We start from the raw sequence: 25,562 nt of genomic DNA, 5'->3' as shown, positions 1-25,562 counted from the left end.
TTTCTTCGAAAATTCTCATTTCTTAATCTGGTGCGTATCGCGCACGCTGCTGAAGGTTAGAGCTAACATTTTCCAACTTTCTCCTTGTTTTTGATAAACTTCAGTCACGGTAAATTCGGTGATAGCCTCATTACCTCTCACCATAGCAACCAGCGTAATTCTATTCCAAACGAGGGCAGTATTTCCCGAAACTTCAATGGCAATGTCATGGACTTTGGCTTCTTTGTACCAGATGCTTCCTGTTTTGATGATTTCAAGTTCTTCGTCGGTTTTCCAAGTACCGCTCATGTGAACAAACTTGGCTTTGGCATCAAATAAGTCTTTTAATTTTTCCACGTTTTTATCAGCCATCCATTGCCATTTGTCTTTTGATAGTTTCAGGACAGTTGCTTCTTCTTTGGAAGATTGAGCGAAGGAAACATTTGTTGCTAAAAAGAAGAAACAGAAGACGATGTGCTTGATTTTCATTTGTTTTTGAATTTGACGCACAAAGTTCACAGAACTTTACCGCTCCGATGGTATAAAAATCACTGCTTTTTCTACCATTTTTACTGATTGCAGTATTCATACGTAGAATGGCATTTTTTATATTTTAATTTTGAATGGATTTCAAAGGAAAAGAGCATGGAAAAGATAGTAAACATAGATAGCATCAGCGGATTCAATGCCGCTAATAACCACAAAACGCTGCACCCCTTGGTAACCGTAATTGATTACTCAAAAGCGAATCCGAGAGAGTGGGGAGATGTGGATTCCATAAAATTTAATTATGGATTGTACAGTATTATTTTGAAAGATGTGGTATGCGGCGATTTGCGGTACGGTCGCCATTACTATGATTATCAGGCAGGTACGTTGGTTTTTTATGCTCCTGGTCAATTTATCAGTATGGAAAATCCAAAGGTAGTTTATCAACCGATGGGTTTTGGATTGCTGTTTCATCCTGATTTTTTGATAGGAACACCTTTGGGGAAAACCATTCACAACTATAAGTTTTTCAACTATCAAACCCATGAAGCCCTACATCTATCTGATGATGAGAGAACAATGATACTTGATATTTTTGGGAAGATAGAATTTGAATTGAAACAGCCTATTGACAAACACAGTAAAAAACTCATAGCCAGCAATATAGAGCTGTTTCTGGATTACTGCCAACGCTTTTATGACCGACAGTTTATCACCAGAGATGTTGCTCACAAGGGTATTTTAGAGAAATTTGAGGAGTTATTGAATAGCTATTTTTTGTCAGAAAATCCTCAAACGATTGGTTTGCCTTCGGTGGCATATTGTGCAGCAGAATTGCATCTTTCTGCCAACTATTTTGGTGATTTAATCAAGAAAGAAACGGGACAATCGGCCAAAGACTACATTCTGAGCAAGACGCTCGACATGGCCAAGAGCAAAATTTTTGAGAGTAATAAAACGGTGAATGAAATCGCTTACGAATTGGGTTTCAAATATCCTCAGCACTTTACCCGTCTGTTTAAGCAGAAAGTAGGCGTGAGTCCGATGGAGTATCGGGGGGTGAATTAAATCACAACCCCGTACTTTTCTCCATTGCTTCGGTATAACGCGCTCCAATGATTCGTACTTCTTTTGAAGCCTTTGTTAATTCTTCAATTTTTTCGGAAGATAGGGCAAGATTGGCGGCCTCACCATTTTCGATTCTCAACCAGTTACGTTTTTTCCAGTATGATACCACCTATTCTAAAAACCAAAAATCCAATAACTGCACAGCCTGCCATAACGCTTGTCATTGGCAAACTTGTGCCATTGGCCCCATAGCCAACTAAAGCTGCTGCTAGCGCACCAATTCCCATTTGTAAAGCCCCCATTAAAGCCGAAGCGCTACCTGCTTGTTTTGAAAAGGGGGCTAACGAGAGAGCAGCGGTATTGGGAAAGCTAAACCCTTGACAACAAAAATATAAGAACAACAAAAAAATGGTGTTGTATAAATTGAGCCAATCTAATAAGCTTGACGACACCAATAGTAAGCCAAATGCTACTTGAATTGGAATAACAACGTTTACGATTTTTTCGGATTTGGTTTTGCGCAAAACCAAATTATTAAGTTGACTACTCAAGATAAGCCCACCAGCCAGTAGCCCAAAAATCCAACCGTAGTGTTGTTCTGTAGCTTTAAAAAGTTCCATAAAAACGAAGGGAGACCCTGATATATACGCATATACACTTCCCGAAATCAGTGAACCTGCGAAGGCGTAAGTAAAGAAGTGAGGAGTCCGAAAAATACCCCAAAAACTTGGAATCACCGCCTTGGGATGAAGTGAAACGGAGGTATCTGCTTCTTTACTTTCGGGCAAAAAGATAAGCACTGACACAAACAAAATGAATCCTACCAATGCTTGAACAATAAATACAGAATGCCAGCCCCAGATAGCGACCATGTACCCTCCAAATGTAGGGGCAATGATGGGCGACACTCCGAGAATGAGCATTAATGTGGAGAATATTTTGGCTGATTCTTGGACAGGAAAAGTATCGCGAACGATAGCTCTAGGGGCAATTATTCCAACGCACCCTCCTATGGCTTGGAAGAAACGCAAAACAATGAGCATTTCTATGGATTGAACCACGACACAACCCAAAGAAGCTAAGATGTAAATTACCAATCCGATGAGTAAAGGTTTTTTTCGTCCAAATCGGTCAAGCAACGGCCCGTAGAGCATCTGACCCAATGAAATGCCGATAAAAAAACTTGAAAGCGAATACGAAACCTCATCAATTGATACCTTCAAATCGGTGGCTATGCTTGGAAACCCTGAAAGGTAAGAGTCGATGGAAAAAGGCCCAATCGCTGAAAGCAGGCCAAGAATGAGTAGTAGTAAAAAACGATTTTGAGACATCCTATTTAAGATTTTGGCTTATTGATACCAATACTTTGACGAATGTATAACTGCGGATTTTCGATGATTTTGGTAATGAAAGTAGCGACACTTTTTTTGGAAACCACCGACCCTTTTTCGGCTTGCCCTTTTTGGGTAAGTTCATAATCAACTTCATCTGTATCGATAAACCACGTTGGGCGAAGAATAGTATAATCAAGTTTTGACCCTTCAATAATGTCAGCAGCCTGTCGATAAGGCGCCAGCACTGGTTTTAACGGAGTATCATAAATACCTACTGAACAAATGAAAATAAGTCTGTTTACCTGTGTTTCCTCCATAGCTTTTACAATGTTTTTGGCCATAGGTCCAAGGTCACCCGATAGATTTCCATAGACAATATCCTGTCCTTTAATTGCCGCTTTCAATTCTTCGTAGTTAAAGACGTCACTTTCAATTAATTTGCAATTTTTCACAGCCTCCCTGCTGTTTTTTAAGCGACCAATATCTCGCAAAAAAAGGGTCAATTCAATATCTTCTCTTTTGGCCAAGATATCAATAACAATACTCGCTATATTTCCGCTCGCTCCAATGACAAGCACTTTTTTCGTAGCGGTTTGAGAACTTTCTCTTTGAAGGGTTGAATTCTTGGAATCAGTTGTTTGGGCACAGACAAACAGTGCACAAAATAAAAAAGCAAAAATGTTTTTCATAATTCATTTAAAGTAACCGTTGACGTCCAAGGGAACTATTTTGGACGTCAACGAAAAAGTTACAAGCTAGCTAAATCTATTACGAAGCGATATTTTACATCTCCTTTTTCCAGACGTTCAAATGCTTTATTTACTTCTTGAATAGTGATAATTTCGCTTTCGGCCGTAATATTATGTTCGAAACAGAAATCTAACATTTCCTGCGTTTCAGTTATTCCTCCAATATTTGAACCTGAAAAACTCCTTCTTCCCATCACCACATTGAAGGCATGAACTTCGAGCATTTCGGGTGGTAAACCCACCAAAACAACACTTCCGTCGTGGCGTAATAAATTCAAATAGGTGTTTACATCATGCTTTGCCGACACAGTATCAATGATAAAATGTAATTTTCGGCTGTATTTGGCCATTTGTTCGGAGTCCGTTGATAGTACAGCCTCATCCGCTCCTAATCTTATGGCATCTGCCACTTTCGCAGGAGAGGTAGTAAACACCACTACTTCAGCTCCCATCGCTTTGGCAATTTTGATGGCTAAGTGTCCTAAACCGCCAATTCCCAAAATTCCAACTTTCTTTCCAGGGCCTGCTTGCCAGTGTTTCAAAGGCGAATAAACCGTGATACCTGCACAAAGCAAAGGTGCCGCCGCAGCTAAGTTTTCAAATGCTGGCATTTGCAATACATATTTCTCATTGCAAACATACGTTTTGGAAAATCCGCCAAACGTGTGACCTCCCGAAACCTTGTCGGGGCTATTAAATGAGTAGGTTACACCTTCGTCACAGAACTGTTCAATACCCTCTTCGCAATATTCGCAATGCCCGCAACTGTCCACAATGCAACCCACAGCGGCAAGATCGCCCACTTTAAAGTTTTTCACATGATTGCCGACGGCAGTAACTCTGCCCACAATTTCGTGGCCAGGCACAATAGGAAACATCGTTCCGCCAAAATCATCTTTGATTTGATGTAAATCAGAATGGCAAATCCCGCAGTACAAAAGCTCTATTTCTACATCGTGAGCCTGTACTTCTCTCCTATTAATTGTCATTTCCTGCAATGGCTCATTCGCTGAATAAGTGCCGAATGCTTTTATTGGTGTTGTATTCATCTTCGTTTGTTCATTAAATTTTACTGATACCCAAGTTAGCTTTAGTGTGCAGTTCAGGATTTTTAATTACGGTTGCGATAAAAGAGGCAATGCTTTTTCTTGAAATGGCAGACCCGATTTCTGGCTCACCTTTGTGGGTGATGGCATAATCTATCTCGTTGGCATTGGTAAACCAATCGGGTCGTAAAATCGTATAGTCCAAATCGGAAGCTTCAATCACATCGGCTAATTTTCGATAAGGAATCAAAACAGATTTTAAGGGAATTTCATAAATGCCAATGGAACTGATGGCAATGATTCTTTTCACTCCTGTTTCGTGCATGGCTTTCACGATGTTTTTTCCCATAGCTTCCAAATTGCCTGCAAGATTTACGTACACAATATCTTGCCCAGAAATTACCTTTTTAATGCTGTCATAGTGCATAGCATCTCCTTCCAAGAGGATGCAATTGTCTGCAATCGCTCTTGAAAGGCGACTTTTGTTTCTGACAAACAACGTAAGCGATACGTCTGTCATGGGCTTCAAAGCTTCAATTACAATTTCAGCCAGACTCCCGCTTGCTCCGATTATCAATACTTTTTTCATATTTTGGCAATACAATGTTGAACAGCCTTTTCTCAAAGACTACCATCAATAAAAACACATTAAAATTTCGTTTACTACCGATTCACTTGTTGAGCAGACGCTCCTGTGTAGCGTACGCCTACGATGTTCAGCTTTGCAACCTTCTCGGTAAGTTCTTTAAGTTCACTCGCATCAAATTGATAATCAGTAGCCGACAAGTTTTCCTGCAAGTGAGCTAATTTGGTAGTGCCAGGAATCGGAACCATCCAAGGCTTCTGAGCGAGTAGCCAAGCCAAAGCCACCTGAGCCACGGTCAATCCTCTTGGGTTAGCGAAATCGGCCAAAGTTTCAATCAAAACCCAGTTGGCACTGATGGCATCGGGCCTAAATCGAGGCATGGTGGTTCGGTTGTCGTTATTCGAATCAAATTTTGTATGCTCGTTAATAAAACCCGTAATAAAACCCCTACACAACGGACTATACGGAACAAAACCGATTCCAAGTTCTTCACAAGTACTTAAAATTTCACCTTCAGGGGCTTTCCACATCAAAGAATACTCACTTTGAAGAGCCGTGAGTGGCTGAACAGCATGAGCTTTTCGGATAGTTTGCGCATTGGCTTCGCTAAGTCCAAACCGCAATACCTTTCCTTCTTTTATCAATTCTTTCACCGTTCCAGCCACATCTTCAATTGGAATATTGGGGTCAACTCGATGTTGGTAGAGCAAGTCAATATAATCGGTGCGTAGTCTTTTTAAGGATTGCTCTACTACCTCTCTGATGTGTGCGGGTTTACTGTTTAAGCCCGCCATTTGCCCATTTTCAATATTAAAGCCGAATTTAGTGCTTATCGATACGTCTTTTCTTATGGAAGCTAATGCTTCCCCTACCAGTTCTTCATTGTTGAAAGGCCCATAAACTTCCGCCGTATCAAACAAGGTTACTCCCAGTTCAGCGGCTTTTCTGATAAGCGCAATAGCCACTTTGCGGTCAGGTCTAAAACTACGATGGTAAGTCATACCCATACAACCTAAACCAAGTGCCGAAACCTCCATTTTAAACTTGCCCGTACCCAAGCTTCTACGCTTAACCGGCGAATTAAATACCTTTTGAGTACTTTCTGTTGAGTTGGCGTACCCAGTTGATGCTAAAGCTGAACCTCCTAAAATGGCTCCAAATTTCAAGAAATTCCTTCTGTTTTGATTTTCCATAATGATAAATTCGTTCTGATACTATCACAACCCCGTACTTTTCTCCATTGCTTCCGTATAACGCGCTCCAACAATTTGTACTTCTTCCGAAGCATTAGTCAGTTCTGCTATTTCTTCGGCTGAAAGTGTGAGATTCGCCGCACCAATGTTTTCAATTAAACGATGTAATTTGGTTGTTCCAGGAATCGGCACCGTCATCGAGTTTCTAGCCAATACCCACGCCAAGGCAATTTGGGCATTGGTGACATTGTGTTTTTGCGCAAAAGTCGAAATTACCTCTACCAACGCCTTATTAGCAAGACGTGCTTCTTCCGTAAAACGCGGAATAACTGCCCGAATATCGCCTGATTCAAATTTGCGATTTTCGTCAATTGCTCCTGTCAAAAACCCCTTCCCCAGTGGGCTAAAGGGTACAAATCCTATCCCCAATTCTTCGATGGTTGGGATAATTTCGGCCTCATGTTGGCGCGTCCACAGCGAATATTCACTTTGCAAAGCCGAGACTGGCAAAACAGCATGGGCCTTTCGGATAGTGCTTACTCCCGCTTCCGACAGTCCAAAATACTTTACTTTTCCTTCCTGAACTAGGTCTTTGACCGTTCCTGCAACTTCCTCGATGGGTACATTGGGGTCAACGCGGTGTTGGTAAAGCAAATCAATCGCATCGACGTTAAGCCGTTTCAACGAGCCTTCTACGGCGCGACGAATGTTATCAGGACGAGAGTTGACGCCCACCATTTTTCCGTCTTGAATGTCAAAACCAAATTTAGTGGCAATGGTCGTTTCGTTCTTGAAAGGAGCAAGTGCTTCGCCCACAATTTCCTCATTGGTATATGGGCCATATACCTCAGCCGTATCAAAAAATGTGACACCTTGCTCCACTGCCTGACGTATCAATTTTATCGAATCTTCTTTGGGCGGGAAAGGTGCATAGCTAAAACTCATGCCCATACAGCCCAGCCCAATGGCTGAGACTTCAAGTCCTTGGTTTCCTAATTTTCGGGTTTGCATAGCTAATCATATTTAATTTTAAAATGTACCTCCATCTTATTTGGGAAAAGAACTACTCTTTCCGAAACTTCACGGGACTTACATCGGTATGTTTTTTGAAAAAATTATTGAAATGCGTCACTTCCGTAAAGCCCAAAGCAAAGGCTATTTCAGACACATTCCATTGGCTTTGTTTGAGCATGATTTTGGCCTCTTGCAACAACCGCTCGCCGATGAGTTGGGAGGTTGTTTTCCCACAGGTCTCTTTGACGGCTCGATTGAGGTGATTGACGTGGACATTGAGTTGAGTCGCAAAATCTGACGCCGTTCGTAGTTGTATTTCAACGTGATTTTCATCAATCGGAAACTGACGCTCTAACAACTCCAAAAATAACCAATGAATCCGCTGGGCAGCATTAATGGGCAATTGTTCTACACGCGTGGACGGGCGGGTTTTCATCGCGTAGTGAATCAGCTCGTAAATCATGTTCCGAATCGCGTCGTACTTGTGAATGTACTCAGAGGCTAATTCAGCTTCCATTTTTTCAAACACGCCCCCCAACGACTCAAACTGCGCGTCGTCTAGCTCAAACACATGTGTACCAGCAGGTTGAAAAACTTCATACTGAATCAAATTGCCAAACTGATTAAAAAAACGCGCATTAAAAACTACATAAAAGCCCGCAATTTCTTGGTCGATGTGCTCCCATTTGTAGGGAATAAAAGGATTGGAAAACACCAGTGCTTGTTTTTCAAACGAAAATACCTTGTCGGCGTAGTGAATCCGACTGCCTCCACGGCACAGGGTTACTTTAAAGAAATCGCGCCGACGATAGGGCACGGGTTTGTTGGCAGGATGAGGCAATCGAAATACATTTACGTGTCCGATGTCTTTGCTCAAGCTCTCGGGAATCCACTCAAATTTCCGACTATAAAACTCTTGAAGACTTTCTGCTTTTTCCATTATTTTTTAACAACTAGCTTTTTATCCAACGTATAACCAATACTCACATTCCAATCCAGCGGCTTTCCTGCAATATCAGTTTTTAACGGCACATTGACCGTCGAACCTATGAAAAAAGGCGATGTTGACGACGACAAAGTAAAATTGGAAGCAGTATAAAACCCTGACTTACTGTCTAATTTTAGATGAAACAACTGGGGGTTTATTCTTAATGAAAGTTTTTCCCCTAAAGGTATCATCAAAACAATCCGCAGCGAAATCAGTGACGTGTGATTGACCGCATCATCGCTTATGCCTTTAGCATACAAGCAAAACAAGCTCATACTTAACCGTTTACCCCAAATAACATTAGGCGTAAGTTCAACGGGAATCACCCGCGATACGGCCAACGTATTTTTGATTTGTGGAGAAGTTTCATAAGCTAAAACTCGAAAAGGCACCGCTGGAAAATGCGTACCCGCTGTCAGTTGAAATCGTTTTTGGTCGATGATTTTGTAGCGCCAAATAAAAATAAACGACCAAGGCCGCCCGTCTTGAAGTGCAAAACGAAACTCAGGTTCAAAACTAAATCGCTTACCGCCGTTAATATTCAGATTGAAAATAGCCGCAGGTTTGCCCAAAGAAAAGGCAGGAATAAAAGAAAAGCCGTTGTTAGTAACGCTACCTGTAGCCTTAAAATTCACCATTTGGTTCGTTGAATCACTTTGCTGGGCATTACTTATGTGAACCAATCCAAGGAAACAAACAACCAAGATTATTTTTTCAATCCCAATTTTTGACAATTGAAAACGCATGTACTTGATTTATTGATAGTTTGATGTTGCAAAAGTAATTTCATCTCTGCCCATCGCTAAACGGTTTTCAAACCAAAACTTACAAAAATCAAACAGAAGAAAGGTCTTACCATGTTTATATAACTGTCTATGGACTTTTGAGGGGGAATTGCAAAACCCCACTTTCTATCCCTAAAATCCGACTTATATCCCAGAAATTTTGCAGGCATTAATGAGGCAAGTAGGTTTGCTACATAACAACCAAGCAGGAAGCCGAAAATGCTGATTTAGAGTAGGCAAAATTTACTAAGAACCCTCAAAAATGAAAACTTTAAAAACCCTTGGAATGATTCTGTTCATTGGTCTTACATTAACATCCTATGCCCAAGAGAGAGGACATTCTTTTAGTCCTAATTATAAAGGCTATTATTATTTGCGAACGGCATTCACGGGCGATGCACTATCTCTTGAAAGCAATGGTTCAGCGAGTAATGTTATGAGTGGCGCATCGTTCATGTCTTCGCAAAAAGGTGCGACTGGAACCATGTGGAAATTAGTTCCGGATGCTAAAAACAAAGGATGGTATCGCTTACAATCGAAAGATCAGGGCGATGGTAAATGTTTAGAAGCTAATACTGCTGGGGGGGAGAAAGACGGTCGGTCTTTTATGGATAACTTTCAAGATGTAACAGGCCAGCTATGGCGATTGGATTTAGTGAGTGCCACTAACGGCGACCACCTCTATAGATTGCGTACGATGCTGCATGGCAATAACTTTTCTTTAGAAGGAAATAAGCCTGATAATAAATCAGTATATTCTGGCAACGCATTTATGGATAAAACTCAAAATGTTTCGGGCCAAATGTGGAGATTAGTGCCAGTACAATAAAACCACAATTATCCCAAAACTGCCTATCGGCTAGTATTAAATTGAAAATTTCAACCTTTTATCAACCAATCAAATTTCCGACAAAGTCACACATTTTAGTATGAACAAATCATCCATTATTTCAGGCGTTTTATCAGTACTTGTAGTATGCGGCAGTTTATTGTTTACCAGTTGTGAAGGCCCAGAAGGTCCTGTTGGTCCCGCAGGCCCAGCAGGACCGACTGGTGCTAGCGGCCCCGCAGGCCCAGCGGGGCAAACTGGCAATGCCAACGTGATTCAAATCTCATACGCAGCCAAAACTTGGGCGATAGCAAAAGGCTCAGCTCAACAATTTGTTTTCCCTTCCAATGTCACGACTGCAATAATGAATAGTAGTGCTGTATTAGTCTATATAACCGATGGCACCCCAAATAACGCAACCTCTTATGGTTGGTATGCTATCCCTGGTATTGTTCCATCAAATGGAGTTGAACATGAATTCTACACACAAACTACTTTTGCTGGAAACACCGCAGGAATAAATATTTATAGAAAAGTAGCTTCGACAGCCACACTTTCAGCTTCAACTCGTATAGTGATTATCCCCGCCAACGACATCCGAAATGGCCGCAAAGCAGCAGTAGATTTTGCTGATTATAATGCAGTGAAGGAGTTTTATGATCTGAAAGATTAGTAAATAGACTTCTGTAAACCACTAAAATGAATACAATTTTGTGTTAAGTTTACAGAAAGATTTATTAATACAAATAAAATCAACTTCCCGAAAGCGTTAGCCCTTTCGGGAAGTTCTTTAGCCATTATGCCGAGCCAACTCATTAAAATATTACTTTTACTAATCACGGCTTTGGCTACCTCTGGCTTCGCTCAACCGCTTAGTCTGCCTACAAAAGAGGTAGATAGGTTGAAACAAAATTTGACGGAGGTTATTGATGACACCAATCGGGTACTTAGCTTATGGCAGTTGGCCAGGTATCATACCATGACAGACCCTCGCCAAGCGGTTGTGTATGCCACGGAGTCTATTCGCCTCGCCCGAAAGCTAAATTATACGTATGGCGAATTGGTTTCTTTGCAAGCGTTGAGCTTTGTCTCAACCATCACGGGTGACTGGCAAAACGGTATGCAGTCGGCGTATGAAGGCTTGCAGGTAAGTCAAGCAAAATACCCCAAGCTGGAAATTGTTTTTTATAATTTAATAGCCCTCGTTTACGAAAAACAACAAGATAGCCAACACCGATTAGAATGGTTATTAAAAGCCAAAAACCACCCCGAAATAGAATCGCTTCCCAATAACGGAAAATGGCTGATTTACCATAATCTTGGCGAGGTTTACGAAAACCTAAATAAATTTGACTCTGCCATGTATTATGGCAAACTAATAGATACGAGCTGTCGAAAATTGAACATCCCTATAGAGGTATCGTATGCCAATGCCGTGATGGGAAGGGTAGAAAAAAAACGCAAAAATTACCCACAGGCATTGCATTACCTAAGAACTGCGATTAGTTTCTCAAACAAATTTGGCAATCCTTTTTTAGAGTCCGAACAGTCGGTTGATTTAGCGGGGGTTTTTCAGGCAATGAACCAACCCGACTCCGCTATTTTTTATGCAGAAAAAGCCTTAGCAGGCGGCCGACAATTCAAAAACTTAGTGCTTACTATAAACGCCGCCAAACTTTTAGCTCAAATCTACGAACAAAAAAATCCAGCCAAGGCAATCGACTATCTAAAAATTGTAAATGCCTCTAACGATAGCCTTTATACGACTTCTAGAATTTTTCAAACGCAAAATATTGTAAATACCATCAAACAGCGTGAACGAGATTTAATAGAAGCTAAAAAAGAATACGACTATTCTATCAGGCAAAATACGCTCATTGGATTTCTTACTTTTTTTGGGGTTCTGACCCTCATTTTGATTCGGAACAACCGTCAAAAACAGAAAAGTAATGCAATTTTGAAAGATAAAAATCGAGAAATTAGTCTTCAAAAAGACGAAATCGAAAAAACAATGGAGCAAAAACAGGTGCTCCTTTCTGAACTGCAACACCGAGTAAAAAACAATTTACAGTATGTGATCAGTATCTTAGAAATCCAGAAAGAATCGGCGAGCCATAGCAACATTGACGACTTAATCAGAAGCAATCAGAATCGGATTCATTCGATTGCTTTACTCCATAAAAAATTGAATGTTTCGGAAAGTGTCAATGACGTGGACTTGAAACGGTACGTCACTGATTTGTCAGAACTCGTCAAAGATTCGTATGACATCAAAGGTAAAAATGTAGGCCTGTTTGTCACTTGTGACATCGAGACTTTGTCTATCACAAAAGCCCTGCCATTGGGCTTAATCATCGTAGAGTTGGTCAGCAATAGCATGAAACACGCCTTCAAAAACCAGCCAAACGGCATCATTAATATCGAAATCGCGCAGGATAAAAACTCAGAAAAGAATTGCCTTCACTACATTGACAATGGCTTTGGCTTTGATTTTAAGAATGTACAAACCAAAGGGCTTGGGATAGAAATCACGAAAGGACTGATTGACCAACTCAATGGTACAGTGGAAACACAACTCAAAAAAGGGTTTGAACTAAAAATGTGCTTTTAACGAGCTCGCCAATGAATTTAAAAACAATACTAATCGTAGAAGACGATTTTCTGAATAGAAGACTCACAAAAAAGGTTCTTCAAGAAAATGGTTATCAGACTTTGGAAGCCAAAAATGCCGATGAAGCCTTGGCTATTCTCAACAAGGAATTTGTTGACCTCGCTATTCTTGACATCAATCTTGGCGATGGCGAAATGGATGGCATTAGCTTAGGTAATCTCATTCAAAACAAACAAAAAGTACCATTTATCTATCTGACTGCCTACGAAAATGCCAAAGTCATCAGCGAAGCCGTTGCAACATCTCCCTACTCTTACCTAACCAAACCCTTCAAAAACAGCGACTTGATAGCATCCATTGAATTGGCAATCATAAAATCTTCAAAGGAAGACAAACCCAAACCTACCATTTTGGTAAAAGATGGCGAATACAAAGTTGAATTACCCATTGAAGACATTAATTTTATCAATTCAGAAGGAAATTATTTACTCTTTTATACCAATGAAAAAACGTATAAATCGCGCGCTACTATTTCGCAAATTTTAGAATTATTACCCTCCTCAAAATTTATTCAAATCCACAGGGCATTTATAGTCAACAAGGATAAAATTGAGAAGTACAATGCTAAAAATGTAGTAATAAAAAACACAACAATACCGCTTTCTAAGAAAGACCTTTTTGAGAAATAGAGTTTACATCCCAGTCCCATATTTTTCTCCATCGATTATGCAAAAGAAATCGTCCTACTATTTGTTTTTTGTGCTGTTGCTGATTGCTACGAACACACTTGCCCAAAATAAAATACCCAGTTTGGTCTTTTGGGAAAACCTTAAAAAGCACTGTGGAAAGTCGTACGAAGGTGAAATTACAGAAGGTGCTGACAATGAAACTTTTAAAGGAAAAACTTTAAAAATGCAAGTTCTGGCTTGCGAAAACGATGTCATCAAAATTCCATTTTATGTAGGTGAAGACAAATCACGGACTTGGGTTTTCACTTTAATTGGAGATAAAATTCTGCTCAAACACGACCATCGGCATCAAGATGGCACCCCTGACAAAGTAACTATGTATGGTGGCAAAAGTCCGAATGTGGGTCAGACAGACATCCAGATGTTTCCAGCCGACGAAGAAACAGCACAATTGCTTCCAGCCGCTGCCACAAATGTTTGGTGGGTTGGGTTAAAAGATGATACCTTTACCTATAACCTACGGCGCATCGGTTCAGACAGGTATATCTCCATAAAATTCAATCTTGCCAAACCTATTGTTTTAGACTGGAAGCCTTGGGGTTGGCAAGGGAAATGATTTTCTTAAACTCCTTCGCCTATTTCTAGTTAATATAGTAAATTAAGCCGTTATGTGTCGTTTGGGCGACATTTGGTAACATGCCAAACTGCTTACTTTGCGCAATCAATTAACTCGAAAATAATTACATGCCCTATATTAATGCCATCGGTACGGCTGTGCCTGCTTTCAAGCACCAACAAACCGACATTTTGAGGTTTATGCTATCGGCCGAAACCTATTTGGAAGACGAAGCACGTCGATTGTCATTGATGTATCATCGAAGCGGCATTTCTTTTCGTCATTCGGTATTACCCGACTACAGCAGTTCTAAAGACGGCTACCAATTCTACCCAAAAACCGCTGATTTAGAGCCATTTCCTAGCGTTTCGCAACGCATGAGTTTCTTTGAGACGCACGCCCTGACCCTAGCGCAAGCAGCCATTGAAGACCTTCATTTTACCGAAAGTCTGGCCACATTTACGCACCTTATTACGGTAAGTTGTACGGGTTTGATGGCACCTGGGTTAGACATTCAGTTGATGGAATCGTTGGATTTATCTCCAACAATAGTCCGAAATTCGGTCAATTTTATGGGCTGTTACGCAGCCATTCACGCGTTAAAATTGGCCGATGCTTTTTGCCGCGCCGAGGCCAACGCTCAAGTTTTAGTGGTTTGTACCGAGTTGTGTACCTTACATTTTCAAAAAGGAAAGTCAATGGATACACAAACTTCCAACTTACTTTTTTCCGACGGAGCCGCCGCTTGCATCGTCAGCAATCGCCCCCACGGAAAACGCATCGAAGGGTTTTATTCGGAAGTGGTATTGGAGGGAAAAAACGACATGTCATGGAAAATATCTGAGCACGGTTTTTTGATGAAATTAAGCAACGAGGTACCAAAATTACTGGAGGCTTCGATTCAAAAAATGATTCTCAACGCCCTATCCAGCAATAACTTAACGCTTAACAAAATCACCAACTGGGCCATTCACCCTGGCGGAAAAAGCATTTTGGAGGCAATTCAACGGGCCATGAAGTTAGAAAGTTCAGCAAGCGACACTTCGTTTGAGGTGTTAAGAAACTACGGAAATATGTCGTCGGTGACGATACTTTTTGTGCTAAAAAAGCTATTTTCCACCAACAATGACGGAAATACGTTTGCGGTTGCCTTTGGGCCTGGTATCACCATGGAAAGCATGATGTTGGCATGATAAACTTCACAAAACGCTCCTATACACCCGAACTGCTGGATGCCGACGACATCCCTTCGGGCGATTTGTTTCAAAACCTGAAAGAACTCAAAATCATCAACTCATTGCTTGGTGGTCATAGAGTGGTGTTGAATGGTATCTCAAAATTTGCCAAGAAAGTCCCCTCCCTCTACGTGGTTGAAATCGGCTCAGGAGGCGGCGACAACCTCGGAGCGATTCGTTCAAAATACCCCGACTTTGTCCTTGAAGGAGTGGATTTGAAGCGCGATTGTACCACCTACGCTCGCAGCCACAACCCTTCAATTCGTTTCCAAACAGCTGATTATCAAAAAGCTATCTTTCATAAAACGCCCAACCTTCTTTTTAATTCGCTCTTTTGTCATCACTTTACCGACGAACAGTTGGTGGATATGCTGCAATGGATGCACAAAAATTCAACCCAAGGTTTCTTTATCGCTGATTTACACCGTCACCCGTTGGCGTACTATTCAATAAAATTATTGACGCAGCTTTTCTCCCGCTCTTATTTGGTTAAAAATGACGCGCCGCTTTCGGTCAAGCGTGGTTTTACCCGCTCGGAATGGGAAACGTTACTTATCAAGGCAGGTATTACGCAATACACTATACGTTGGCAGTGGGCGTTTCGGTTTTTAATTGTTGTCAAACATGCGCAAACATAGATTAGGCATCGTTGGAGGTGGGTTGGCGGGACTAAGTTTGGCCATTCAAGCAGCCCAAAAGGGTTTTGAAGTTGTGCTGTTTGAAAAAAACACCTACCCTTTCCACCGTGTTTGTGGCGAATACATCAGCCTTGAATCGTACGATTTTCTTCAACGCTTGGGCATTCCGCTTTCCGAATGGAACTTGCCTACCATCAAACGCCTCGAAATCTCCTCGCCTAAAGGGACAACAGTGACGGAAACTCTGCCCTTGGGTGGGTTTGGATTAAGTCGCTACCAACTCGACCACGAACTGGCCCTCCTTGCCCGCTCGGTAGGTGTTCAGGTATTAGAAAAACATACCGTTAGCAAGATTGACTACTTGACAGCAACCGATTCGTTTGTCATTGTAGCCAACCAGCAAACGTGGGAAGTGGATTGCTGCGTGGGGAGTTTTGGCAAAAAATCAAACCTCGACGTGGCTTGGAAACGTCCTTTTGTGCAAAGCCAAGAAACACGACTCAACAATTACATTGGGGTCAAATACCACATTCAGACCAACTTCCCCAAAGACAAAATTGCCCTGCATAATTTTGTGGACGGCTACTGCGGCATTTCGGCCATTGAGGAAGACAAATACTGCCTTTGCTACCTCACAACCGCTCAAAACCTCAAAAAATCGGGCAATAAACTGGAGCAAATGCAAGAACAAGTGCTCTTTCGGAATCCTTATTTGAAATCAATTTTTACCAATGCTGACTTTTTGTTTTCCGAACCCATCACCATTTCTCAGGTTAGTTTTGAACCCAAAAGCTTGGTCGAAAACCACGTGTTGTTACTCGGCGATGCGGCAGGGATGATTACGCCCCTCTGCGGCAATGGCATGAGCATGGCTTTGCACACTTCCAAAATTGCGTTTGAATGGATAGACAAATATACCAATGGAATAATTTCTCGAAACGAATTAGAAACCCAGTTTGTGCGCGATTGGAACCAGCATTTCAGGCGGCGGTTGTGGGTAGGGCGGCAAATTCAAGCCCAATTTGGCAGCGAATTTCAAACGGAATTGTTGCTGCGAACGCTTCGGCCTTTTCCTTTTATCATCAAAAATTTAATCCGTCTGACCCACGGGCAACCTTTCTAACCCTCTCCCTCAACATGACGCCCAGAGCCATTCTTCTACATCTTCGTTTGCCATTTTCGTTGTTTTTGATGCCCGTTTATTGGTTTGCTCTCAGCCAATCGTCACATTTCGACGTCACGAAAGCTTGTTGGGTGTTTATGATTTGGCATGTGTTGGTGTATCCCGCCAGCAATGCCTACAACAGCTATTTCGACAAAGACGAGGGCAGCATCGGTGGCCTCGAAAAACCACCCGCCGTGGATAAAGCGCTTTTTTCGGTCGCTTGGGCGATGGATATTTTGGCCATTGTCCTCAGTTATTTTTTCATAGGAACTGTTTTTGCATTGGCCGTTTTGGTGTATGGATTGGTTTCTAAATCGTACAGTCATACCAGCATTCGACTCAAAAAGTACCCGCTGTTGAGCTGGTTTATCGTTGGTCTTTTTCAAGGCTTTTTTGTTTATCTCAGCACCCAACAAGCTGTTTTACAAGAAAATAGCGAATTGACCAATAATCTTTTCCCTGCCATTTTGAGTTCGATGATGCTGTGGGCAGTGTACCCCATGACGCAAATTTATCAGCACGAAGAAGACGCCAAACGCGGCGACCGAACCTTGAGTCTGCTGTTGGGGATTCGGGGTACTTTCTTTTTTACTGCCAGCATTTACTCCTTGACCGCCCTCGGTTTTTGGGTGTATTTACCGCTTCAGCACTTTCTTCTTTTCATCGTACTCACCGCTCCCACCCTCGTATTTTTTCTGAATTGGTTTCGTAAAACGTGGCTCGACGCATCACAAGCCAACTTTAAAAATACGATGTGGCTCAATTTACTGGCTTCCTTTGGATTGAATGCGTTGTTTATAACCCTTTTAATCCTACAAAAATAAGTGCAGGCGTCGGGTTTTGGGAAACCCTTATCACTGTTGGAAAGGTTGCTCACAACATCCAACTAAAGTCTTATTCTTTAGTTCTCTCTTTTTTTACAAAAAAAATAATACCTTTTATCTTTGAAAAAATCTCCTTAATGCAGAGTACACTAGAAACCGCTTTAGGAATCACTTCATGGTACAAAAACTCGTAACGATTAATAGGAAAATTGGGTGAGCCAGAAAACAAAACAAATATTAACTCAATAAATAATAGATGTAGTACATAAAGCAAAATACACACAACAACTATAGAATAATAGATTTTAATCCACTTCTGCATGGCATAAACTCTTAAATATCATTAACATTTCTAACTTCAACTACAATTTCTTCCACGCCAGAACCAATCTCCGCAACCTTCCGCCAAGAAGCATAAGTGAAAGCATCTGCTTCAATCGTATTTTTACATCTACACAAAGAAGTAACAAGATAAGCAATTTTGCATTTTTCATGGTGGATAGCTGGTTCTTTTTCTCAAATTTACACTATGCTTGTATTTGTCAAGATTATATTTTTGTAAAGCCTTGCCTTGCTACTTCACGTCGGGTTGTTAGCAACCCTCTTCACCGTGAGAAGGGTTGCTCATAGCCCAATCAACAAAGACGAAATTACTTTCCTCCAAATGTCAGCCTACCGACAATTCGTCAGTTTGCACAACCCTACCTTTGTTTCATTAATCAACAAAGGTATGTCCGAATCCCTTGCTATTCTTTCACTGACAGCGCTCATTAGTTTTATGGGCTCTATTCATCCTGGCCCCGTCAATTTGGCCGTTGTTAATGCCACCCTTTCCCACAACTTCAAAACGGGGGTTTGGGTCGCGGCCAGCGGTGCTTTGCCCGAAATTATTTATACGCTGGTAGCCCTGCAAAGTCAAGTTTTTTTAGCAAAACATCAATCTATTTTTCAAACCCTTGAAGTGGCAATTATTCCTTTTTTTCTCATTATGGGTGTTTACAATTTTATCAAAACTCCCGTACAACGCAATGCTGCCATTCGCTCTGCCCAACCTGTGGAAGCATTAAAGGGCTTTTTGAGTGGTTTGCTCAACCCCCAACTCTTGCCGTTTTGGGTCGTTTTCTTGATATACCTCCACTCTCATTTTAGCCTTGACACATTTGGGGCAAAATTTTCTTTTGTGTTTGGCGCAGCTTTAGGGGCTTTTCTCATTTTAGTGCTCTTTGCGTATTTGGCACAACGTTATCAAAGCACATTATTCCGTCTGATACAACGCTACCCGATGGATAAACTGATCGGTTTGTTTTTTATCGGCATGTCTTTGTACCAAACTTTTAAAATCTTAGCCTGATTGTCGGCTCACCGACAATTCGCTACCTCACGTATTTGCACCTTTGTGTCAAGATTGAGACTTATCTCCCTCTCTAACAGCACTTTCTAATTCAAACAATCAAGTCTTACCATTTAATTACTATTCAAATGAAAAATCGTATCGCCCAGTTTGCCCTACTTTTCGTTTTGTTTTCGGCCGTTAGTTTTGCCCAAGACAAAGGTATTTTTCAGAAAAACGGCATCGCCATCAACGGCTACGACCCCGTCGCTTATTTTACCGAAAGCAAACCCGTAGAGGGACAAGAAGCTTATTCGTGGACTTGGAACGACGCCAAATGGTTGTTTAGCTCTTCAGCTAATTTGGAAGCTTTTAAGGCCAACCCTGAAAAATACGTACCCCAATTTGGCGGTTACTGCGCCTACGGAGTCAGTGAAAACCACAAATCTCCCACCGACCCCAACGCTTGGACTATCGTTGACCAAAAACTGTATTTGAATTACAGCAAAAAAGTCAAAGAATTATGGTCAAAAGATGTTCCAACCCGCATTCAAAAAGCCAACGAATACTGGCCAACGTTAAACAAAGCCAACTAATTTATATCCTATTCTTCCGATGAAAACAAAGCATTTTTTCCTGCCCCTACTGCTCGTCGCTCCCTTATTCGTATATAGTCAGGCGTCATTACGTTCAAAGCAATTTAACCTTGAAAATGGGTTAGCCATTCAGGGGTACGACCCCGTCGCGTATTTTACCCAAAACAAATCAGTAGAAGGAAGCAAGCAGCTTAGTGCTGTTTTTGAGGGAGTTACCTACCGTTTTTCTAGTGCAGCCAACAAAGAGTTGTTTGTCAAAGACCCAAAAAAATACGAACCCCAATACGGCGGCTGGTGTGCCTACGCCATGGGTGCCACGGGCGAAAAAGTTGAAGTGGACCCCGAAACGTTTAAAATTATAAACGGTAAACTGTACCTCTTTTACCACTCTTGGACCAACAATACCTTGACCAAATGGAACAAAGACGAAACTAACCTCAAGTCCAAAGCTGATAAAAGTTGGACTTCATTTTTTCACTAAACCTCAATTAATAACATGAAAACGACAGCAATCATCTCGTGGATTTTACGAATAATTGCCGCAGGCATTTTATTACAAACCCTTTATTTTAAATTTACAGCACACCCTGAGTCGGTGGCGTTGTTTACCAAACTAGGGGTTGAACCTTGGGGAAGAATAGCAACGGGCGTGCTCGAATTGGTGACGGGCATTTTATTATTACTCCCTTCAACCGCGTTTTTAGGAGGTTTTTTAGCCATGGGGCTGATGCTGGGGGCGATTGCATCTCACTTGTTGGTGATTGGCATTGAATCCCAAGGCGATGGTGGTCAACTGTTTATCTTGGCGATTATCGTGTTGAAACTTTCCATCATCATTCAAGTTTTACATCGTAAACAAGCCCAACAGTTCATTCATACGTATCTTCCAGCCAAATAACATGAAACTCCCCCTTTTTCTAGTCAAAACTTTCAACTACGAATACTGGCCTTGGTGGCTTTTTTACCTGCCAATGGCTCCGTATTGGCTTTATTTGGCCCTCAAATCGCGTTCTCTAACCTATTTTACTGCCGTCAATCCTGGAATAGAAGCGGGAGGATTTTATGGAGAAAGTAAAATTGACATTCTCCGCAAAATCAACCCTGAGTATTTACCCACCACTGTGTTTATCGCTCACAAAACCCCCTTTGAAGAAACCCTTAAACTATTAAAAAACAACCACTTACAATTTCCTATCATTGCCAAACCAAACATTGGCGAAAGAGGGACAAATGTGGCGAAGATTGAGAACATCGGTCAATTGGAAGTCTATCATATCCAAGCCAATGATGCGTACATTCTTCAGGAATTTATTGACTATCCCATTGAGTTGGGGGTGCTTTTCAGTCGGTTGCCCAATGAAGAAACGGGAAGCGTATCCTCCCTAACCATGAAGGAGTTTTTGAAGGTGGTAGGCGATGGGAGTTCAACGGTTCGGGAATTAATCGATAAATCAAACCGTGCCCGATTTCAGCTAGAGGCGCTTTCTGCCAAATTGGGAAATCAACTGGACACAACCCCCGCCAAAGATGAAATTCGTTTGTTGGAACCCATTGGAAACCACTGTCGAGGCACCAAATTCGTCAATGTTAATCACCTAATTAACAGCCGATTGAATGCTGTTTTTAACGATGTTAGCAAAGACTTTTCGGGATTTTATTACGGAAGGTTCGATTTGAAAGTTGCCAGTTTGGACGATTTGTACCGTGGAAAAAACATAAAAATCATGGAATTAAACGGCGTCAGTTCCGACCCTGGGCACATTTATGACCCAAGCTATCGGCTTTGGAAAGCCTACCGTGATTTGTGCTGGCACTGGAAACGAAGCGCGGTCATTAGTATCATCAACCAAAAAAGCGGAGTTGCACCCCTGCCCTTGGGCGAAGTTTGGGGAATTGTAAAAACGCATTTAATCTAAATGTTGTTGATACTAATTAGAGTTTGTATATTGGCTTAGACTATTCTTGACCTTCCCATGAACCTCGATACGAAATACTGGTATTTGCGCGACCATAAGCTTTTCAGCGTCCTTTCTTCTTCCGAATTAAAATCCATTTGTATGATTTCCAATTTCAAATCGGCCAAGAAAGGAGAAATCATTTTGTTTTCACACGACGAAAATACCCGCGTGTATTTTCTAAAAAAAGGGACGTTGAAAATTGTTGAAATCGACGATAAAGGCAATGAGGTTGTCAAAGATGTGCTTCAAAAAGGAGATATTTTTGGGGAATTTACCCTGACCGAATCTCAATCTGATGAGTACGCCATTGCTGTTTCTGAAAGCGTGATTTGTTGCAGTTTTAAAATGGATGATTTTGAAAAAATGTTGGAGAAAAATCCTCAGCTAAGCCTCTCTTATACCAAGTGGATGGGTTTTCGTTTTAAACGCCTTCAAAATAGGTACGCCAATCTAATGTTTAAGGACGTTCGGACACGTTTCAAAAGCTTTTTGGAGGAGTGGGCTTCCAAAGAAGGAATGGACAATTCTGACGAAATTATCCTAAAAAATTACCTTACGCATCAAGACATCGCGAGTTTGATTTGTAGCACTCGCCAGACGGTCACTCAGCTTTTTAATGAATTGAAAGAACAAGGAATTTTGGATTATTCTCGTACGGAAATAATTCTAAAAAAAGTAGCCTAAAAAACGTTCAATAGGTCGTCTAGCCGACAATTCACGTCAGTGGTAACGGTGATATTTGTAACATAAAAACAAATAATCATGAAAACTACACTGACAATTATCTCACTTGCTCTCGCTTTGGTTTCGTGTCAACAAGAAACCGTTTCTGTTCAAACTAATACCCCAACGACACCCGTCGGAACGGTAATGATGATGAATCCCAGCACGTTCGATGCCACGGGCCAATCGCTCCTTTACCAAGGTATGTTTGAAAGCGCAGTTCATACTACATCGGGCACAGTGCGAGTTTACGAAGACAAAGACAAAAAACGTACGTTGGTTTTTGAAAATTTCAAAACCGACGCTGGCCCTGACCTACGAATTTATCTCGCTGAAGACAAATCAGTTAGCAACTTTATCCAAGTAACAAACGAGGTTAAAAACGGTAATAGTTCGGTTGCCATTCCTGTGAATGCCAACCTTCAAAAACAAAATTATGTACTGATTTGGTGCAAACAATTTTCAGTTTTGTTTGGCGCTGCCAAATTAAAGTAAAGTGCATTTCAGACCTCTCACAACCTGCTCAAAAAAATATCAAAACATGAAAAAAATACTAGCATTTCTTCTCATAAGTACGTCGTTATCGGCGCAATACAACTTTCCCAAAAAACAAACCAACGTCGATTTTGCTACGGCGTTTGGGTCGGGCGTATCACCTTCGGCGTCGTTCCAACAGCTCTACGGTATTGGAAAATCTAAGCGTTTTAAAATAGGTTGGGGCGTTCGGTTCAATGCTTTTTTTAGCGGGCAACAAAACTACCTTACTGCTCCTGCTAATCTGACGTCTGGCTCACAAAGTATTGTGGCTTTATTTACAGAAAACATTTTAAGTAACATTGACACTTTACAGCTAACAAAAACGGCGGTTGGAAGTTTAAATAGTACGATTACGCTCCAATACAGTTTCCCAAAATTAGACGTAGGTTTTAACATTGATGCCTTTGGAATTTCATTTGGTGGTAAACAATCAGGAAAGTTCGTTGCCAGCGAGTCAAAATCGCTCAACGGTAGCCTCCAAAGTGCCAAACCTACTTCTTTTAATTTATTGTTGATAAGCGATAGCGACATTGGCAGCTTAAATTCAGAACTGTATGCCCGTTATTGGGTCAACAAACGTTTTGCGATTCGGGGTGGGGCAAGTTTTCAATTTTTAGAATACAAAGCCGAACGTCTTTTAACTTTTGAAAACGACCGATTTAGGCACAAAACACTTCTACCGTTTTTGGCCGTTTCCTATTCACTTTTCTAAAATTTTTCTTGTATGCTTTTAACCTCAGTAAAAAAACTATTTTTTGGGGCAATGCTTTTACTGGCCTTGACTTCTCAAGCACAGGTTTGGAAACCGACCTCTGCCTCAATCACTTTCAAAATAAAACACGCATTGGGTGCTACTGCCGATGGCTCTTTTAAAGGATTTGTGGGAGCGGTCGTTTTTGACCCAAAAGAACTCTCCAGCGCCACCATCAAAGCGAGCATTGACGCAAAAACAATTGACACTGACCTCAAAATAAGAGACAAAACCTTGAGAAGTGACGAGTATTTTGACGTAGAAAAGTACCCAAAAATAACGATGGTTTCGCAGAAGTTTGAGAAAGGGTTAAAAGAAAATGATTACGTAGGTACGTTTAGCCTCACGCTAAAGAAAACGACCAAAGTCATAAAAATTCCCTTTTCATTCGTTCAAAACGGCACCACTGCCCAAATGAAAAGTACGTTTCAACTCAACCGAGTGGAGTACGAAATCGGGGAAAAAAGTTCGCTTTTGGGCGATGTAGCTACCATTTCTATTACATTAAATGTGCAACAATAAGATGACAATCAACGCCTCTTTTGCCGTTCTAAAGCAACTACACGGTCTGCTTTCGCAGTTAACCACCGACGAATATACCCAAAAACTACCCGTTTTGAACGGAAGCAGTATTGGGCAACACGTAAGGCATACCGTCGAATTTTTTCAGTGTTTGTTTGAAGGATTTTCAACGGGAATTATCAACTACGATGCCCGAAAAAGAAACCTGCTCATTGAAACCAATTTAGGTTATACTTTGCAACTTATTGGGGAGATTTCTCACCTTATTAATAATACTTCAGAAGGGCATCTTCCTATCCAGTTAAAAGTAAATTTTGACGATGAAAACTTTGAAATCATTGAGACTAATTTTATGCGTGAATTGGTGTATATGGTCGAACATTCTATTCATCATTTTGCCTTAATTCGAGTAGGTATTCAAGTGAATTTCAAACATATACAAATTGATTCTGATTTTGGAGTAGCTTATTCTACCATTCGTCACCAGCAAGAATTGTCAGTTAGTCATTAACCCTTTTTTTGAATTACAAATGTGCGTTTTAACTTACTTTCCATACCAAGAAAACGGCTTTATTCTCACCTCCAATCGTGACGAAGCCGTGTCGCGCAAACCCGCCATTCCTCCCAAAAAATACCACATCGGAGGGCAGCAAGTTTTTTTTCCAAAAGACCCCAAAGGTGGTGGCACGTGGATTGCCAGCAGCGGCGATTTTACCTTGTGCTTACTCAATGGCGGCTTTGAAAAACACGTTCCGCAGCCTCCTTACAAACAAAGTCGGGGAAAGGTAGTACTGGATTTTTTTACCTTTCTGGATGTCAATAATTTTACCCAACAGTATGATTTTGAAGGAATTGAACCGTTTACGTTGGTTATCATTGAAAGTACAACAGACCTCACCCTCACCGAACTACGCTGGAACGGCACCCATCTTTTTTCTACTTTACTCGATGCCACTTTGCCGCGTATTTGGTCTTCCGTTACACTTTATTCTCCTGACATTATCAACGCCCGCGAACAATGGTTTGATGAATTTAAGCAACAAGCCATTGTTCCCCAAAAAGTAATAGATTTTCATCATCACGGCGGAAGTGGTGACCCCAAAAACGACTTAAAAATGAATAGAAATAATACCTTAAAAACGATTTCAATTACTCAATTTGTACTCAATCAATTGGAGTTTAAAATGACCTACCAAGACCTTCAAGCAAACAATTATTTACAGTATTGTATTTTTAAAGACTCCATCGGAAATTCTGTACTTTCTTAGCCTATTTAAACATAAAAAGCTGTCACCGAGAGAAAAGTT

31 protein-coding genes are annotated in these 25,562 nt (G+C 41.1%); 21 read left to right on the top strand and 10 right to left on the bottom strand.

What is annotated here, in order from left to right; genetic code table 11:
• Window positions 1–15: 15 nt before the first annotated feature.
• Window positions 16–468 (bottom strand): nuclear transport factor 2 family protein, encoded by a 453-nt coding sequence (locus DTQ70_RS06505; RefSeq protein WP_122934292.1) that lies wholly within the window; start codon window positions 466–468, stop codon window positions 16–18.
• 156 nt (window positions 469–624) lie between these two features.
• On the opposite strand from DTQ70_RS06505, the gene DTQ70_RS06500 reads away from it, so the two are divergent.
• A complete protein-coding gene (locus DTQ70_RS06500; RefSeq protein ID WP_122930061.1) occupies window positions 625–1,536 on the top strand; it encodes an AraC family transcriptional regulator in 912 nt (303 codons plus the stop codon).
• Window position 1,537: 1 nt separating this feature from the next.
• Here the strand turns inward: DTQ70_RS06500 and DTQ70_RS30605 are convergent, their stop codons facing one another.
• From DTQ70_RS30605 to DTQ70_RS06460, 9 genes are all read right to left on the bottom strand, one after another.
• Window positions 1,538–1,675, bottom strand: coding sequence for a hypothetical protein (locus DTQ70_RS30605; RefSeq protein WP_164489893.1), 138 nt, complete (start codon window positions 1,673–1,675; stop codon window positions 1,538–1,540).
• A gap of 4 nt (window positions 1,676–1,679) precedes the next feature.
• Window positions 1,680–2,867, bottom strand: a complete 1,188-nt coding sequence (locus tag DTQ70_RS06495; protein WP_122930060.1) for a multidrug effflux MFS transporter — start codon at window positions 2,865–2,867, stop codon at window positions 1,680–1,682.
• Window positions 2,868–2,872: 5 nt separating this feature from the next.
• Window positions 2,873–3,559 carry an NAD(P)H-binding protein gene (locus tag DTQ70_RS06490; protein WP_122930059.1) on the bottom strand — a complete coding sequence of 229 codons (687 nt, stop codon included), beginning with the start codon at window positions 3,557–3,559 and terminating at the stop codon, window positions 2,873–2,875.
• Between the two features lie 59 nt (window positions 3,560–3,618).
• The gene (locus DTQ70_RS06485; RefSeq protein ID WP_122930058.1) at window positions 3,619–4,668 is read right to left on the bottom strand and encodes an NAD(P)-dependent alcohol dehydrogenase; all 1,050 of its coding nucleotides are present in this window, start codon (window positions 4,666–4,668) and stop codon (window positions 3,619–3,621) included.
• 13 nt (window positions 4,669–4,681) lie between these two features.
• The gene (locus DTQ70_RS06480) at window positions 4,682–5,254 is read right to left on the bottom strand and encodes an NAD(P)H-binding protein (protein WP_122930057.1); all 573 of its coding nucleotides are present in this window, start codon (window positions 5,252–5,254) and stop codon (window positions 4,682–4,684) included.
• Between the two features lie 74 nt (window positions 5,255–5,328).
• A complete protein-coding gene (locus tag DTQ70_RS06475) occupies window positions 5,329–6,444 on the bottom strand; it encodes an aldo/keto reductase (protein ID WP_122930056.1) in 1,116 nt (371 codons plus the stop codon).
• A gap of 24 nt (window positions 6,445–6,468) precedes the next feature.
• Entirely contained in the window at window positions 6,469–7,455 is a 987-nt protein-coding gene (locus tag DTQ70_RS06470) for an aldo/keto reductase (RefSeq protein ID WP_122930055.1), read from the bottom strand.
• Between the two features lie 52 nt (window positions 7,456–7,507).
• The gene (locus DTQ70_RS06465; RefSeq protein ID WP_122930054.1) at window positions 7,508–8,398 is read right to left on the bottom strand and encodes an AraC family transcriptional regulator; all 891 of its coding nucleotides are present in this window, start codon (window positions 8,396–8,398) and stop codon (window positions 7,508–7,510) included.
• Window positions 8,398–9,192, bottom strand: coding sequence for a hypothetical protein (locus DTQ70_RS06460; RefSeq protein WP_122930053.1), 795 nt, complete (start codon window positions 9,190–9,192; stop codon window positions 8,398–8,400). The genes DTQ70_RS06465 and DTQ70_RS06460 overlap by 1 nt, the downstream gene beginning before the upstream one ends.
• Window positions 9,193–9,493: 301 nt before the next feature.
• On the opposite strand from DTQ70_RS06460, the gene DTQ70_RS06455 reads away from it, so the two are divergent.
• The 20 genes from DTQ70_RS06455 to DTQ70_RS06350 all read left to right on the top strand — a co-directional run bounded on the left by DTQ70_RS06455 (window position 9,494) and on the right by DTQ70_RS06350 (window position 25,523).
• A complete protein-coding gene (locus tag DTQ70_RS06455) occupies window positions 9,494–10,060 on the top strand; it encodes an RICIN domain-containing protein (RefSeq protein ID WP_122930052.1) in 567 nt (188 codons plus the stop codon).
• 100 nt (window positions 10,061–10,160) lie between these two features.
• Window positions 10,161–10,733 (top strand): collagen-like protein, encoded by a 573-nt coding sequence (locus DTQ70_RS30600; RefSeq protein ID WP_164489892.1) that lies wholly within the window; start codon window positions 10,161–10,163, stop codon window positions 10,731–10,733.
• A gap of 126 nt (window positions 10,734–10,859) precedes the next feature.
• Window positions 10,860–12,671 carry a histidine kinase dimerization/phosphoacceptor domain -containing protein gene (locus tag DTQ70_RS06440; RefSeq protein WP_122930050.1) on the top strand — a complete coding sequence of 604 codons (1,812 nt, stop codon included), beginning with the start codon at window positions 10,860–10,862 and terminating at the stop codon, window positions 12,669–12,671.
• An 11-nt stretch (window positions 12,672–12,682) separates the two neighbouring features.
• On the top strand, window positions 12,683–13,360 hold the full coding sequence (locus DTQ70_RS06435; protein ID WP_122930049.1) for a LytTR family DNA-binding domain-containing protein: 678 nt from the start codon (window positions 12,683–12,685) through the stop codon (window positions 13,358–13,360).
• Window positions 13,361–13,397: 37 nt separating this feature from the next.
• The gene (locus DTQ70_RS06430; RefSeq protein ID WP_122930048.1) at window positions 13,398–13,976 is read left to right on the top strand and encodes a hypothetical protein; all 579 of its coding nucleotides are present in this window, start codon (window positions 13,398–13,400) and stop codon (window positions 13,974–13,976) included.
• Between the two features lie 128 nt (window positions 13,977–14,104).
• A complete protein-coding gene (locus tag DTQ70_RS06425; protein ID WP_122930047.1) occupies window positions 14,105–15,169 on the top strand; it encodes a type III polyketide synthase in 1,065 nt (354 codons plus the stop codon).
• Window positions 15,166–15,849 carry a methyltransferase domain-containing protein gene (locus tag DTQ70_RS06420; protein ID WP_229600088.1) on the top strand — a complete coding sequence of 228 codons (684 nt, stop codon included), beginning with the start codon at window positions 15,166–15,168 and terminating at the stop codon, window positions 15,847–15,849. The genes DTQ70_RS06425 and DTQ70_RS06420 overlap by 4 nt, the downstream gene beginning before the upstream one ends.
• Window positions 15,836–16,972, top strand: a complete 1,137-nt coding sequence (locus tag DTQ70_RS06415) for an NAD(P)/FAD-dependent oxidoreductase (protein WP_122930046.1) — start codon at window positions 15,836–15,838, stop codon at window positions 16,970–16,972. The genes DTQ70_RS06420 and DTQ70_RS06415 overlap by 14 nt, the downstream gene beginning before the upstream one ends.
• A gap of 14 nt (window positions 16,973–16,986) precedes the next feature.
• The gene (locus DTQ70_RS06410) at window positions 16,987–17,838 is read left to right on the top strand and encodes a UbiA family prenyltransferase (RefSeq protein ID WP_122930045.1); all 852 of its coding nucleotides are present in this window, start codon (window positions 16,987–16,989) and stop codon (window positions 17,836–17,838) included.
• 730 nt (window positions 17,839–18,568) lie between these two features.
• On the top strand, window positions 18,569–19,189 hold the full coding sequence (locus DTQ70_RS06400) for a LysE family translocator (protein WP_164489891.1): 621 nt from the start codon (window positions 18,569–18,571) through the stop codon (window positions 19,187–19,189).
• Window positions 19,190–19,317: 128 nt separating this feature from the next.
• Window positions 19,318–19,764 (top strand): YHS domain-containing (seleno)protein, encoded by a 447-nt coding sequence (locus tag DTQ70_RS06395; RefSeq protein ID WP_122930042.1) that lies wholly within the window; start codon window positions 19,318–19,320, stop codon window positions 19,762–19,764.
• Window positions 19,765–19,783: 19 nt separating this feature from the next.
• Window positions 19,784–20,245: a YHS domain-containing (seleno)protein gene (locus DTQ70_RS06390; RefSeq protein WP_122930041.1), complete on the top strand. Its 462-nt coding sequence runs from the start codon at window positions 19,784–19,786 to the stop codon at window positions 20,243–20,245.
• A gap of 15 nt (window positions 20,246–20,260) precedes the next feature.
• Window positions 20,261–20,662 carry a DoxX family protein gene (locus DTQ70_RS06385; RefSeq protein WP_122930040.1) on the top strand — a complete coding sequence of 134 codons (402 nt, stop codon included), beginning with the start codon at window positions 20,261–20,263 and terminating at the stop codon, window positions 20,660–20,662.
• Between the two features lies 1 nt (window position 20,663).
• Window positions 20,664–21,680 carry a hypothetical protein gene (locus tag DTQ70_RS06380; protein ID WP_122930039.1) on the top strand — a complete coding sequence of 339 codons (1,017 nt, stop codon included), beginning with the start codon at window positions 20,664–20,666 and terminating at the stop codon, window positions 21,678–21,680.
• Between the two features lie 57 nt (window positions 21,681–21,737).
• Window positions 21,738–22,406, top strand: a complete 669-nt coding sequence (locus DTQ70_RS06375; RefSeq protein WP_122930038.1) for a Crp/Fnr family transcriptional regulator — start codon at window positions 21,738–21,740, stop codon at window positions 22,404–22,406.
• A 78-nt stretch (window positions 22,407–22,484) separates the two neighbouring features.
• Window positions 22,485–22,940, top strand: coding sequence for a DM13 domain-containing protein (locus tag DTQ70_RS06370; RefSeq protein ID WP_122930037.1), 456 nt, complete (start codon window positions 22,485–22,487; stop codon window positions 22,938–22,940).
• 46 nt (window positions 22,941–22,986) lie between these two features.
• Window positions 22,987–23,694: a hypothetical protein gene (locus DTQ70_RS06365; RefSeq protein ID WP_122930036.1), complete on the top strand. Its 708-nt coding sequence runs from the start codon at window positions 22,987–22,989 to the stop codon at window positions 23,692–23,694.
• Between the two features lie 12 nt (window positions 23,695–23,706).
• On the top strand, window positions 23,707–24,255 hold the full coding sequence (locus DTQ70_RS06360) for a YceI family protein (protein ID WP_122930035.1): 549 nt from the start codon (window positions 23,707–23,709) through the stop codon (window positions 24,253–24,255).
• Between the two features lies 1 nt (window position 24,256).
• Window positions 24,257–24,766 carry a DinB family protein gene (locus DTQ70_RS06355; protein ID WP_122930034.1) on the top strand — a complete coding sequence of 170 codons (510 nt, stop codon included), beginning with the start codon at window positions 24,257–24,259 and terminating at the stop codon, window positions 24,764–24,766.
• A gap of 19 nt (window positions 24,767–24,785) precedes the next feature.
• Complete coding sequence (locus DTQ70_RS06350; RefSeq protein ID WP_122930033.1) at window positions 24,786–25,523, top strand: NRDE family protein; 738 nt, start codon at window positions 24,786–24,788, stop codon at window positions 25,521–25,523.
• The last annotated feature ends 39 nt before the right edge of the window (window positions 25,524–25,562 follow it).

This window comes from Runella sp. SP2 (genome assembly GCF_003711225.1).
In the GTDB taxonomy this organism is placed as follows: domain Bacteria; phylum Bacteroidota; class Bacteroidia; order Cytophagales; family Spirosomataceae; genus Runella.
The sequence above is the reverse complement of the archived record's forward strand: the minus strand, read 5'-3'. Positions and strand labels throughout refer to the sequence as shown.

What these genes read in the sequence shown, in the direction of transcription:
- DTQ70_RS06370 (WP_122930037.1), top strand. Translation starts at nt 22,485, where the DNA reads ATGAAAACTACACTGACAATTATCTCACTTGCTCTCGCTTTGGTTTCG.
- DTQ70_RS06365 (WP_122930036.1), top strand. Translation starts at nt 22,987, where the DNA reads ATGAAAAAAATACTAGCATTTCTTCTCATAAGTACGTCGTTATCGGCG.
- DTQ70_RS06350 (WP_122930033.1), top strand. Translation starts at nt 24,786, where the DNA reads ATGTGCGTTTTAACTTACTTTCCATACCAAGAAAACGGCTTTATTCTC.
- DTQ70_RS06420 (WP_229600088.1), top strand. Translation starts at nt 15,166, where the DNA reads ATGATAAACTTCACAAAACGCTCCTATACACCCGAACTGCTGGATGCC.
- DTQ70_RS06380 (WP_122930039.1), top strand. Translation starts at nt 20,664, where the DNA reads ATGAAACTCCCCCTTTTTCTAGTCAAAACTTTCAACTACGAATACTGG.
- DTQ70_RS06410 (WP_122930045.1), top strand. Translation starts at nt 16,987, where the DNA reads ATGACGCCCAGAGCCATTCTTCTACATCTTCGTTTGCCATTTTCGTTG.
- DTQ70_RS06500 (WP_122930061.1), top strand. Translation starts at nt 625, where the DNA reads ATGGAAAAGATAGTAAACATAGATAGCATCAGCGGATTCAATGCCGCT.
- DTQ70_RS06485 (WP_122930058.1), bottom strand. Translation starts at nt 4,668, where the DNA reads ATGAATACAACACCAATAAAAGCATTCGGCACTTATTCAGCGAATGAG.
- DTQ70_RS06490 (WP_122930059.1), bottom strand. Translation starts at nt 3,559, where the DNA reads ATGAAAAACATTTTTGCTTTTTTATTTTGTGCACTGTTTGTCTGTGCC.
- DTQ70_RS06505 (WP_122934292.1), bottom strand. Translation starts at nt 468, where the DNA reads ATGAAAATCAAGCACATCGTCTTCTGTTTCTTCTTTTTAGCAACAAAT.
- DTQ70_RS06435 (WP_122930049.1), top strand. Translation starts at nt 12,683, where the DNA reads ATGAATTTAAAAACAATACTAATCGTAGAAGACGATTTTCTGAATAGA.
- DTQ70_RS06470 (WP_122930055.1), bottom strand. Translation starts at nt 7,455, where the DNA reads ATGCAAACCCGAAAATTAGGAAACCAAGGACTTGAAGTCTCAGCCATT.
- DTQ70_RS06455 (WP_122930052.1), top strand. Translation starts at nt 9,494, where the DNA reads ATGAAAACTTTAAAAACCCTTGGAATGATTCTGTTCATTGGTCTTACA.
- DTQ70_RS06390 (WP_122930041.1), top strand. Translation starts at nt 19,784, where the DNA reads ATGAAAACAAAGCATTTTTTCCTGCCCCTACTGCTCGTCGCTCCCTTA.
- DTQ70_RS06460 (WP_122930053.1), bottom strand. Translation starts at nt 9,192, where the DNA reads ATGCGTTTTCAATTGTCAAAAATTGGGATTGAAAAAATAATCTTGGTT.
- DTQ70_RS06375 (WP_122930038.1), top strand. Translation starts at nt 21,738, where the DNA reads ATGAACCTCGATACGAAATACTGGTATTTGCGCGACCATAAGCTTTTC.
- DTQ70_RS30600 (WP_164489892.1), top strand. Translation starts at nt 10,161, where the DNA reads ATGAACAAATCATCCATTATTTCAGGCGTTTTATCAGTACTTGTAGTA.
- DTQ70_RS06395 (WP_122930042.1), top strand. Translation starts at nt 19,318, where the DNA reads ATGAAAAATCGTATCGCCCAGTTTGCCCTACTTTTCGTTTTGTTTTCG.
- DTQ70_RS06385 (WP_122930040.1), top strand. Translation starts at nt 20,261, where the DNA reads ATGAAAACGACAGCAATCATCTCGTGGATTTTACGAATAATTGCCGCA.
- DTQ70_RS06495 (WP_122930060.1), bottom strand. Translation starts at nt 2,867, where the DNA reads ATGTCTCAAAATCGTTTTTTACTACTACTCATTCTTGGCCTGCTTTCA.
- DTQ70_RS06415 (WP_122930046.1), top strand. Translation starts at nt 15,836, where the DNA reads ATGCGCAAACATAGATTAGGCATCGTTGGAGGTGGGTTGGCGGGACTA.
- DTQ70_RS06475 (WP_122930056.1), bottom strand. Translation starts at nt 6,444, where the DNA reads ATGGAAAATCAAAACAGAAGGAATTTCTTGAAATTTGGAGCCATTTTA.
- DTQ70_RS06360 (WP_122930035.1), top strand. Translation starts at nt 23,707, where the DNA reads ATGCTTTTAACCTCAGTAAAAAAACTATTTTTTGGGGCAATGCTTTTA.
- DTQ70_RS06425 (WP_122930047.1), top strand. Translation starts at nt 14,105, where the DNA reads ATGCCCTATATTAATGCCATCGGTACGGCTGTGCCTGCTTTCAAGCAC.
- DTQ70_RS06355 (WP_122930034.1), top strand. Translation starts at nt 24,257, where the DNA reads ATGACAATCAACGCCTCTTTTGCCGTTCTAAAGCAACTACACGGTCTG.
- DTQ70_RS06465 (WP_122930054.1), bottom strand. Translation starts at nt 8,398, where the DNA reads ATGGAAAAAGCAGAAAGTCTTCAAGAGTTTTATAGTCGGAAATTTGAG.
- DTQ70_RS06480 (WP_122930057.1), bottom strand. Translation starts at nt 5,254, where the DNA reads ATGAAAAAAGTATTGATAATCGGAGCAAGCGGGAGTCTGGCTGAAATT.
- DTQ70_RS06440 (WP_122930050.1), top strand. Translation starts at nt 10,860, where the DNA reads ATGCCGAGCCAACTCATTAAAATATTACTTTTACTAATCACGGCTTTG.
- DTQ70_RS06400 (WP_164489891.1), top strand. Translation starts at nt 18,569, where the DNA reads ATGTCCGAATCCCTTGCTATTCTTTCACTGACAGCGCTCATTAGTTTT.
- DTQ70_RS06430 (WP_122930048.1), top strand. Translation starts at nt 13,398, where the DNA reads ATGCAAAAGAAATCGTCCTACTATTTGTTTTTTGTGCTGTTGCTGATT.